This is a genomic window from Lactobacillus sp. UMNPBX15 (assembly GCF_002553785.1).
Lineage (GTDB): Bacteria > Bacillota > Bacilli > Lactobacillales > Lactobacillaceae > Lactobacillus > Lactobacillus crispatus.
Genome location: NZ_PCYV01000050.1, coordinates 1 through 8,700, shown reverse-complemented (window position 1 = coordinate 8,700; position 8,700 = coordinate 1). Strand labels below are relative to the sequence as shown.

Below are 8,700 nucleotides of genomic sequence, written 5' to 3'. Positions count from 1 at the left end.
ATTAAAAAATCAATTTACGAGAAAGATCTATTTACACAAAAGATTTGACAGTTTCCCGCAAACTATTTTACAGTCTCCAATAATCATAATATATATCATTTACATATATTATTTATATGCATTACTTATATATATAATATATAATATGTAGGTAAGAGGTGATAAATATGAGCGAAACAGCAAATTTTAATATGAAACTCCCTAAGAGCATGAAAGAGGAGGCACAAGCTACCTTCAAATCAATGGGAATGGATATGGCAACAGCTACCAGACTTTTCTATACTGCTGTAATTCAACAACAAAAGTTGCCATTTACTCCCCAAGCTGATGATGGTGCATTACAAGTCATTAAAGAGATGCACGATGAAGAAAGTAATGGCAGAGTTTATTCTTCGGCAGAAGATTTCGCTAAAAATTGGTTAAAGGATTTGAATTAATGGAAGTAATACCGAAGAAATATTTTTTAAGAACAGCCAAGAAGTATAAAAAGAAACATTATGACTTATCAAAAGTCAATAAGGTAGTAAGTCTAATCGAAAAAGAAGATTTTAACCAATTATATACTAAACATAAATTAGGTGTCATCCACGGAACGCATCCTCCTTTGTATCATGTTCATGTTGATCGAGCTTATAATGATGATTGGCTATTGTTTTATTTTGGTGACAATAACAAAATTTACTTGTCAGCATTAGGTAATCATAATTTGATTGAACATATTTCTAAGATATTTAATGATTAATCTGTAATGAAAGAATTTCCCGGATTTAAGATTTAAAGAACTAATGAATGAAGAAAAATAAATTCTTGGACTAATTTGCGTTCCATAAAGATAATTAACATGACTAAATACTACACAAGCGGCGAATTTGCGGAAAAAGCGCATGTCTCGATTCGTACGATTCGCTATTATGACCAGAAGAATTTATTAAAACCAGCTGTGCGTGCCAAGGGTGGTGCGCGGCGGTATACAGACCAAGATTTTGCTAAATTGCAACAGATATTGCTACTGAAATATCTGGGTTTTTCACTTAATGAAATTCGAGAGATGACGATTGGGTCAGGGGATGCCCAGGTCTTGCTCAATTCTTTGCAAATTCAAAAGCGTCTAGCTGAAGAACGGCTTGAAGAAATGAAGAATGTGATTACGGCAATCGATTCGACAAGTCAGGCGTTGAAGTCTAACCAGCAAGTTGACTGGAGCCAAATGCTAAAGCTGATTCACCTAACTTCAATGAATCAATCACTTAGTCTGCAATATAAAAATGCCACCAATATCTCTGCCCGCATTCGTTTGCACCGAGATTATTCAGTTAATCAAGAAGGCTGGTTTCCTTGGCTTTTTAGTAACTTACATTTGAAGCCAGGGATGAAAATTCTAGAGCTAGGAGCAGGCAATGGCGCATTGTGGTCACAGAATATTGCTAAAGTATCAAAGAATGTAACAATAGTTCTATCGGATATTTCAGAAGGAATATTGGCTGATGCAAGAAAAACGATTGGCGATCATCCCCAATTCCAATATTCTGTTTTTAATGCTCAAAAAATCCCCTTTGCAGATAATACCTTTGACTTAGTAATCGCTAATCACATGCTTTTTTATTGTGATGATATTCCAAAAGCACTGCAAGAAGTGCAACGCGTGCTTAAGCCTGGTGCTACTTTTACTTGCAGTACTTATTCTAAAAGGCACATGCATGAAATTACAGATTTAGTGCAAAACTACAATGCTAATATTGTATTATCTTCCACTAAATTATATGAGCGTTTTGGCTTAGATAATGGGCGTCAAATATTGAAGCCATATTTTAAAGATATTTCCTGTCACAAATATCAGGATGCAATTGAACTTTCAGACTCAATGCCCATTATTTCTTACATATTATCTTGCCATGGCAATCAAAATTCGATTTTGCTTGATCATTATCAGGATTTTAAACAATATGTAGAAAAGCAAGTTAAAGATGGGTTCCACATTACTAAAGATGCAGGCTTTTTCAGTTGTAAAAAGTAGCATCTTTTTATTTTATCCTCTTGAAGGTGACGTAACGTAATGTTATATACTGCAAATGAATTAAGTTTTTGTAGTGGAGGAATTACATGAAAGTTATTGTTACTGGCGGAGCAGGTTTTATTGGCTCAAACTTCATCTTTTACATGATGAAAAAGCATCCCGATTATGAGATTATTTGCTTAGATAAGTTAACCTATGCAGGTAATTTATCAACCCTGAAGAGCGTTTTAGACAAGCCTAATTTTAAGTTTGTCAAGTTAGATATTTGTGATCGCGAGGGTGTTTACAAGCTTTTTGAAGAAGAAAAGCCCGATGTAGTTGTCAACTTTGCTGCTGAAAGCCACGTTGACCGTTCTATTGAAAACCCTGAGATTTTCTTAGAAACCAATATTATTGGTACTTCAGTATTAATGGACGCATGTCGTAAGTATGGCATCAAGCGATTCCACCAAGTTTCAACTGATGAAGTCTACGGCGATTTGCCACTTGATCGTCCAGATCTCTTCTTCCATGAAGACACGCCGCTTCATACTTCAAGTCCTTACTCATCAAGTAAGGCTAGTGCCGATTTATTGGTTGGTGCATATGGCAGAACTTACAATTTGCCTGTGACGATTTCTCGTTGTTCAAATAATTATGGTCCATATCAGTTCCCTGAAAAGTTAATTCCATTAATGATTCAAAGGGCTTTGAATAATGAAAAACTTCCCGTCTATGGTGATGGTGAAAACGTTCGCGACTGGCTTTATGTTGAAGATCACTGTAAGGCAATTGATCTAATTTTGGAAAATGGTAAGCCAGGTGAAATCTACAACATTGGTGGCCACAACGAAATGCACAATATTGAAATTGTTAAGTTAATTTGTGATTACCTCGATAAGCCATATTCATTGATTGAACATGTAACTGACCGCAAGGGACACGACCGTCGTTACGCTATCGATCCAGATAAGATCCACTCAGAATTAGGCTGGTTGCCAGAGACTATGTTCAAGGATGGAATCAAGAAGACTATTCAATGGTATTTGGATAACAAGGAATGGTGGGAAAACATCATTTCTGGTGATTACCAAAATTACTATGAAGAAATGTATGGCAATAGAAAGGTATTAGATAAGAAGTAATTATGAAAGGAATTATTTTAGCTGGTGGCTCAGGAACACGACTTTATCCATTGACTTTGGTTACTAGTAAGCAATTATTGCCAGTTTATGATAAGCCAATGATTTATTACCCATTGTCTACTTTAATGTTGGCTGGAATTAAGGATATTCTAGTAATTTCCACACCAGCAGATACACCACGTTTCAAGGAATTGTTAGGCGATGGCTCACAATTTGGTATTAAGTTAAGCTACAAGGTTCAGCCAAGTCCAGATGGTTTGGCCCAAGCATTTACTTTAGGCAAAGACTTCATCAATGGTGAACCATGTGCCATGATTTTGGGCGACAATATTTTTTACGGCAATGGTTTTACTAAATTGCTTAAAAACGCTACGGCTGATGCGCAAAAAGGTAAAGCAACTGTCTTTGGCTATTATGTAAATGATCCAGAGCGCTTTGGTGTGGTTGATTTTGATCAAAATGGCAAGGCTGTCTCAATTGAAGAAAAACCGGCCCAGCCTAAGAGCAATTATGCCGTAACTGGATTATACTTTTATCCTGCTGGTGTTAGTGAAAAAGCTGCACAAGTTAAGCCAAGTGCACGTGGTGAATTGGAAATTACCAGTTTAAATGAAATGTACTTGAATGAAGATGATCTAAATGTGCAATTATTGGGTCGTGGCTATGCTTGGCTTGATACGGGAACAATGCAAAGCTTAGTAGATGCAAGTAACTTTGTTAAAATGACGGAAGAACGCCAAGGCGTGTCAATCTCCGCTCCTGAAGAAATTGCTTATGTTCACGGCTGGATTAATGAAGACCAATTGCGCGAAGCTGCTAAGCATTATGGCAAGAGTCCATACGGCAAACACTTAAGATCGGTTGCTGAAGGTAAGTTGCGTTACTAAGATTGAATGAAGAAAGAAGATAAACATGGGACAAATTAAAGTAGAAAAAAATGTCGGCGGTATTGAAGGTTTAGCTGTGATTACACCAACTGTTCATGGTGATGACCGTGGCTATTTTATGGAAACTTTTAATCAAAGAGATATGATGGATGCTGGCTTTAGTATTAATTTTGTGCAAGATAACCAATCAAGTTCAACCAAGGGGGTATTGCGTGGACTTCACTTCCAAAAGCATTATCCACAAATTAAGCTGGTTCGTGCTGTTCGCGGTAGCGTTTTTGACGTTGCTGTTGATCTTCGTAGTGAATCAAAAACTTATGGTAAGTGGTACGGCGTTGAATTGACCGCTGAAAACAAGAAGCAATTCTTGATTCCACAAGGTTTTGCACATGGCTTTTTGGTATTAAGCGATGTAGCTGAATTTTGTTACAAGGTTAATGATTTTTGGCACCCTAATGATGAAGGCGGTATGGCTTGGAACGATCCTGAAATTGGTATCAAGTGGCCACACGTTAAGGGTGAATATCCAGGCAGCCCTGATGCTTCTGGTTATACTTTGGATGATGGCACTAAGTTAAATATGGCTGAACGTGATCAAGAATGGAAAGGTTTAAAGGATACTTTCAAGTTTTAATTAGTGAGGTAAATTAATGAAAGTTTTTGTAACTGGAGTTAATGGTCAATTAGGTCACGACGTGATGAATGAATTGACCAAGCGTGGCTATGAAGGTGTAGGTTCAGACCTTGCTCCTGAATACAGTGGCGTTGAAGACGGCAGTGCTGTTACCAAGATGCCATACGTTTCTTTAGATATCACCGATGCAGATGCAGTTGACAAGGTAATCACTGAAGTAAATCCAGACGTAATTATTCACTGTGCAGCGTGGACAGCTGTGGATATGGCTGAAGATGATGACAAGGTTGAAGCTGTCCGAATGGTTAACGTTGGCGGTACGCAAAACATTGCTAATGTTGCCAAGAAGTTAGACGTACCAATGGTTTACCTTTCAACCGATTATGTATTTGACGGTCAAGGCACCAAGCCATGGGAACCTGACTTCAAGGGTTACAAGCCATTGAACGTTTATGGTGAAACTAAGTTAGGCGGCGAAAAGGCTGTTGCCGATATTTTAGACAAATACTTTATTGTGCGTATCGCTTGGGTATTCGGTGTTAACGGTTCTAACTTTATCAAGACTATGCTCAAGGTTGGTTCTAACCATGATGAAGTTAAGGTTGTTGATGATCAAATCGGTACGCCAACTTACACCTTTGACTTGGCTCGTCTGCTTGTAGATATGATCGAGACTGATAAGTATGGTTACTATCACGCAACCAATTCTGAATTACCAGCAACCGAAAGCGGTTATGATGAAAATGGCACTAAGACCGGCTACATTTCTTGGTACGACTTTACCAAGGAAATCTACCGTCAAGCTGGTTACGACACCAAGGTAACGCCAGTTACCACTGCCGAATATGGTTTGTCCAAAGCAGTTCGTCCATTCAACTCACGTTTAAATAAGAGTAAATTAGTTGAAAATGGCTTTAAGCCATTGCCAACTTGGCCTGATGCCGTTAAGCGGTATTTAGAAATTTTGAAGAAGCAAGGCTTCTTTGACAATTTGAAATAGATGGAAAATGAGGCATTTGGGATGCCTCATTTTTTGTTTAAAGTAATAAATTTAAGGAATCATTCCTCCTTACACAAACTATTTTACAGTCTCTTAATAACAGTTAAGACATTATCACTTATTAATCACAAACACATATTAAACTATCAGATTATTTTATATTATTTGATAAATTTCTACGATATAATGTAGGTATATCAAATACTTAGGAGGTAACAGTGCTATATCATGGTACCACTCAGCTTAATGCTAGGCGCATAGAAAAGGATGGCTTCCATGTTCCTATGCTTGATATACTAAATGTTGAAAGAAATAAAAGAAATTGGAATAAATCGATTGGATCTTTAGGCTATGGATTGTATACTTTTGAAAATGATCCTCAATTAGCTTATGAATTTGCCAGTAAATTCGACCCAAAAAATCCAGTTGTATTTGAATTGCCTAATATAATACCGGAAAAGAATCTATTAGATTTAACAGATCCAGATACTAATCTATTATTTAGAAAGTTTTGTGAAGATGAGCGTAATTCTAAACATGGTGAACGGATTTACGATCATGTTAGGCACAGAGGAAAAGTAAAATCTTATGCTGGTGTTATGACAGAATTATTTATAATTTTTCTTAAAAAGAAATATAAGATAACTACCTTAGGAGTTAAAAGATGGACAGAAACTGATTTACCGGGTGTAAGATATGGTGTAGGAGCTAATGGAATTGAAGTAACCGTTAGAAATGCTCAACTTATTAATATGGGGAAAATAAATATATTAAGAAGGGAAGATATTTATGGATCTTAGCAAAGTACATTTTACTGAAAAAGATGTTCAAGATTTTATGGATAGTTTAGATATTGAAGCTATTTTAAAAAATATTGATAAGATGCCAAATGATGATGACTATGAATCTTCTTTTTCTCATGACATGGAGTTTAACTTAAAAGAAGAAACTGATAAAGATAAACTTATTTTTATGCAGGACTTAGACGATAAAACGAAATATAGAGTAGTGGTAAAAGATTTTGAAACGGATTTAATAGCATGACAGTTATAAACTTTTTAGGATATTCAGTTAATAAAATGCTTCTTGAACAAAAAGAACCTGTTGTTCAAAATAAACAAACTAAAATTGAAGTAAAACAACATTTTAATGTTAGATATAATGTACAAGATAATAAGGCCAATGTGATTTTATCTTATAATGTTGATAAAGATGCTCCTTTTAAGTTAGATGTAGAGTTAGTAGGTCACTTTTCATTTAATGTAGATGAAGATGCAGGAAATAGAGGATTTAATTATTACTTACAAACAAATGCTGTAGCAATTATGTTTCCATATTTAAGACAAGTTTTAACTACTTTAACCGCTTTAACTAATACAATGACTCCAGTAATCTTACCAACTATTAATATTGCAGAATTATTGAAGTCAACTAAACAAGACCAGTAAAATCAAGTAGCTAATCTATTTTTTGATTGCTATGCGATTACAGGGTAGGATGTGTTTTTTGCACATCCTATTTTTGTACTTTTGAAAGAGCAAGATCATTAAGATTTTGCTGATTAAGCCCGAGTTATAAAAGTTATATTCTAAATAAGCTAATCTGGTATATACTAAACATTGAATAATTTGGAGGAGGATGTTATGAAGATTAAAAGAAGTTTTGCCCTTTTAGTAGGGATGCTACTTGCTTTAACAGTAGTTTTAACAATTAATCAACCTAAGCAAGTAAATGCATCAGTTTTTCAAAAAACTACAGTACCTAAGAAATTCCGAGGTACTTGGTATGGTTATGATTATCAAAAGAAGCTCAAGGCATTTAAGATTACAAGTTCTAAGATTGTACTAGCTGGCTATGGTGATTCCAGTATGAAGACCAGAACTTATAAATATACTAAGCGTTCACACAATTCACATGCTGACTATAGTTCACACCAGTTGATTAAATGTAGTGGCAATAGAATGTTTATGAGTTATCCAATGGGTGAAAACGCAGCTGCATATGTTACCAACAACAGTAAAAAGCTTTATGTTGGGATCGATACTTGGGTAGACACATATTACAAGAGTAAAGCTACGGCTAAAAAGAATCATCGTGCTGATATTAAAAGAAGTAGAGTAGCCAAGCTTTTTAAATTAGTTTGGCAACAGTAGTATCAAAATTCAACTTGGAGGAAAAGTTATGAAGAAAAAAACTTTATTAGTGATAGTCGCATTACTATGTTTGACTACCGTTTTGGCAGTTTCAAGCAATACTGTAAATGCGGATAGTATTGATCTTAAAGGCAATTATTTATATGATCGGCAAGGCAAAGCACATAAGATTCCGATCACTAGAAGAGGCAATCATACTAAAGCAGCTGAGCGTGTGGCTAAGTTGATTGCTAGATGTGTTGGTAAAAAGGCTGGGGATACGGATTTAACGAGAGTAGACACCGCGGCATACTATGTTTCGCTATTTGCTGCTCGTGATGCATATTCAATGAAGGCTCCATATTATAATAAAGCTTATGGCGTATTCATTGGCGGTTCATGTTCATGTGCCGGTACAGCTGATGCGATGCAAATGGTTTTGAAACAAATGGGCTTTAAAGCTAGACACGTTAACAAAAATAAGTATACACATCAATGGTGCACTTTAAAGATGGATGGCAAAAATGGTTACGCAGATGGTCAGGCCGGTTTTGCCAATTATGGTAGTTATTTTTCTAAGAAAAATAAGTATGTCATGATTCCAGCAACTAGCGTGGCATTTAAGAAAATGAATGGCGAGTTAGAATAATTAAGTTGTATTTTTGAATAAGATAGTTGAGGACTTTGTTCTTTTGAGCAGGGTCCTTTTTCGTCCATAAAAATAACAACTATATTATTTTATGATTAAATGCATATTTTTTAATGGATTGTCTGATAACAAAAGATTCTTAAAAAGATAATTTGAGACTGTAAAATAGTTTGTGTAAGGATGAATGATTCCTTAAATTTATTTCTTTAAACATTAGAAAAAGGAGTTCCTTTCTCGTATGATTGGTTTGAACAAAAAAA

At 35.5% G+C, this 8,700-nt stretch carries 12 protein-coding genes; all 12 read left to right on the top strand.

Going from position 1 to position 8,700, the window contains the following annotated elements; all coding sequences use genetic code 11:
* The first annotated feature begins 167 nt into the window (after window positions 1-167).
* The 12 genes from CP366_RS09940 to CP366_RS09885 all read left to right on the top strand — a co-directional run bounded on the left by CP366_RS09940 (window position 168) and on the right by CP366_RS09885 (window position 8,440).
* The gene (locus CP366_RS09940; protein WP_013086868.1) at window positions 168-437 is read left to right on the top strand and encodes a type II toxin-antitoxin system RelB/DinJ family antitoxin; all 270 of its coding nucleotides are present in this window, start codon (window positions 168-170) and stop codon (window positions 435-437) included.
* On the top strand, window positions 437-742 hold the full coding sequence (locus CP366_RS09935; RefSeq protein ID WP_013086867.1) for a type II toxin-antitoxin system YafQ family toxin: 306 nt from the start codon (window positions 437-439) through the stop codon (window positions 740-742). The genes CP366_RS09940 and CP366_RS09935 overlap by 1 nt, the downstream gene beginning before the upstream one ends.
* A gap of 99 nt (window positions 743-841) precedes the next feature.
* On the top strand, window positions 842-2,014 hold the full coding sequence (locus CP366_RS09930) for a methyltransferase domain-containing protein (RefSeq protein ID WP_089147952.1): 1,173 nt from the start codon (window positions 842-844) through the stop codon (window positions 2,012-2,014).
* Window positions 2,015-2,100: 86 nt separating this feature from the next.
* On the top strand, window positions 2,101-3,138 hold the full coding sequence (gene rfbB, locus CP366_RS09925) for a dTDP-glucose 4,6-dehydratase (protein WP_068812914.1): 1,038 nt from the start codon (window positions 2,101-2,103) through the stop codon (window positions 3,136-3,138).
* Between the two features lie 2 nt (window positions 3,139-3,140).
* Window positions 3,141-4,025 carry a glucose-1-phosphate thymidylyltransferase RfbA gene (rfbA, locus tag CP366_RS09920; RefSeq protein ID WP_089147953.1) on the top strand — a complete coding sequence of 295 codons (885 nt, stop codon included), beginning with the start codon at window positions 3,141-3,143 and terminating at the stop codon, window positions 4,023-4,025.
* Between the two features lie 25 nt (window positions 4,026-4,050).
* A complete protein-coding gene (rfbC, locus tag CP366_RS09915; RefSeq protein WP_089147954.1) occupies window positions 4,051-4,659 on the top strand; it encodes a dTDP-4-dehydrorhamnose 3,5-epimerase in 609 nt (202 codons plus the stop codon).
* 16 nt (window positions 4,660-4,675) lie between these two features.
* A complete protein-coding gene (gene rfbD, locus CP366_RS09910; RefSeq protein WP_098043583.1) occupies window positions 4,676-5,659 on the top strand; it encodes a dTDP-4-dehydrorhamnose reductase in 984 nt (327 codons plus the stop codon).
* A gap of 218 nt (window positions 5,660-5,877) precedes the next feature.
* Window positions 5,878-6,459 carry a hypothetical protein gene (locus CP366_RS09905; RefSeq protein WP_089146268.1) on the top strand — a complete coding sequence of 194 codons (582 nt, stop codon included), beginning with the start codon at window positions 5,878-5,880 and terminating at the stop codon, window positions 6,457-6,459.
* A complete protein-coding gene (locus CP366_RS09900) occupies window positions 6,449-6,703 on the top strand; it encodes a hypothetical protein (RefSeq protein ID WP_089146267.1) in 255 nt (84 codons plus the stop codon). The genes CP366_RS09905 and CP366_RS09900 overlap by 11 nt, the downstream gene beginning before the upstream one ends.
* The gene (locus CP366_RS09895; protein WP_089146266.1) at window positions 6,700-7,107 is read left to right on the top strand and encodes a protein-export chaperone SecB; all 408 of its coding nucleotides are present in this window, start codon (window positions 6,700-6,702) and stop codon (window positions 7,105-7,107) included. The genes CP366_RS09900 and CP366_RS09895 overlap by 4 nt, the downstream gene beginning before the upstream one ends.
* A 195-nt stretch (window positions 7,108-7,302) precedes the next feature.
* A complete protein-coding gene (locus tag CP366_RS09890) occupies window positions 7,303-7,812 on the top strand; it encodes a hypothetical protein (RefSeq protein ID WP_060461600.1) in 510 nt (169 codons plus the stop codon).
* A 28-nt stretch (window positions 7,813-7,840) separates the two neighbouring features.
* Complete coding sequence (locus CP366_RS09885) at window positions 7,841-8,440, top strand: hypothetical protein (RefSeq protein WP_060461601.1); 600 nt, start codon at window positions 7,841-7,843, stop codon at window positions 8,438-8,440.
* The last annotated feature ends 260 nt before the right edge of the window (window positions 8,441-8,700 follow it).

Coding starts and splice junctions, on each gene's coding strand:
- CP366_RS09900 (WP_089146267.1), top strand. CDS start 6,449: ATGGATCTTAGCAAAGTACATTTTACTGAAAAAGATGTTCAAGATTTT.
- rfbB (WP_068812914.1), top strand. CDS start 2,101: ATGAAAGTTATTGTTACTGGCGGAGCAGGTTTTATTGGCTCAAACTTC.
- CP366_RS09935 (WP_013086867.1), top strand. CDS start 437: ATGGAAGTAATACCGAAGAAATATTTTTTAAGAACAGCCAAGAAGTAT.
- CP366_RS09940 (WP_013086868.1), top strand. CDS start 168: ATGAGCGAAACAGCAAATTTTAATATGAAACTCCCTAAGAGCATGAAA.
- CP366_RS09885 (WP_060461601.1), top strand. CDS start 7,841: ATGAAGAAAAAAACTTTATTAGTGATAGTCGCATTACTATGTTTGACT.
- rfbD (WP_098043583.1), top strand. CDS start 4,676: ATGAAAGTTTTTGTAACTGGAGTTAATGGTCAATTAGGTCACGACGTG.
- CP366_RS09890 (WP_060461600.1), top strand. CDS start 7,303: ATGAAGATTAAAAGAAGTTTTGCCCTTTTAGTAGGGATGCTACTTGCT.
- rfbC (WP_089147954.1), top strand. CDS start 4,051: ATGGGACAAATTAAAGTAGAAAAAAATGTCGGCGGTATTGAAGGTTTA.
- CP366_RS09895 (WP_089146266.1), top strand. CDS start 6,700: ATGACAGTTATAAACTTTTTAGGATATTCAGTTAATAAAATGCTTCTT.
- CP366_RS09930 (WP_089147952.1), top strand. CDS start 842: ATGACTAAATACTACACAAGCGGCGAATTTGCGGAAAAAGCGCATGTC.
- rfbA (WP_089147953.1), top strand. CDS start 3,141: ATGAAAGGAATTATTTTAGCTGGTGGCTCAGGAACACGACTTTATCCA.